The sequence below is a fragment of the Mangrovicoccus sp. HB161399 genome, assembly GCF_013184745.1.
In the GTDB taxonomy this organism is placed as follows: Bacteria; Pseudomonadota; Alphaproteobacteria; order Rhodobacterales; family Rhodobacteraceae; genus Mangrovicoccus.
The window spans coordinates 1-675 of sequence record NZ_JAATVU010000292.1; the positions used below are offsets into that span (position 1 = coordinate 1).

Genomic DNA, 675 nt, shown 5'->3' on the forward strand with positions numbered 1-675 from the left:
TGATCGATAATGAGGCGCAAGCGCCACTGGTCCGAGCGCAGCGCCGAATGGTGATCCGCGCCCATCAGCAGGCAGCGGGCTCAAGGGGGGGGGGACTCAGATGGAAGGTTTCGGCCGTTCTCGACTGTCCGGCGGGAAAACGATCCCGCGGATCGTTTTCTGATCCGCCTTCCACTTCACGACCAAGATCCACCTCCGCGTGAACGGTGCGGGGCTGCCGATGCGCAGCGAGATCTCCGGCGGCGAGACGGCTGACGTGAAAGGGTTCGACCTGGTGATGGCGCAGGATCTGCCGGAGCCTGAACATTTCCTCGCCGACAAGGGCCATGATGCTGACAAGATACGGGAAAAGCTCGAGGAACGTGGTATCGTGGCGGTCATCCCGATGCGGCGGAACCGCAAGGAATGGCGCGCTGTCGACCGCGACTTCTACCGCTGGCGCAACCTGGCCGAACGCTGCTTCTCCAAGCTCAAGCAGTGGCGCCGGGTGGCAACGCGCCATGACAAGACCGCCCTGAGTTTCCTCGGGTTCATCGGCATCGCGTCCGTCCGCATCTGGCTCCGCTTTTTGTCAACATGACCTAGGCTCTGGACACATTGAGTTTCACAGCCAGTAGATAACGACTGCCGCGAGGGCGATAGCTGAGAAGAACACCTTCGGGCATCTGTCGTATC

General features: G+C 61.5%; 1 pseudogene. It reads left to right on the forward strand.

Annotation, left to right across the window (positions count from 1 at the left end):
- Positions 1-580: pseudogene (locus HCC78_RS32965) on the forward strand (IS5 family transposase); the annotation flags it as partial.
- Between the last annotated feature and the right edge of the window lie 95 nt (positions 581-675).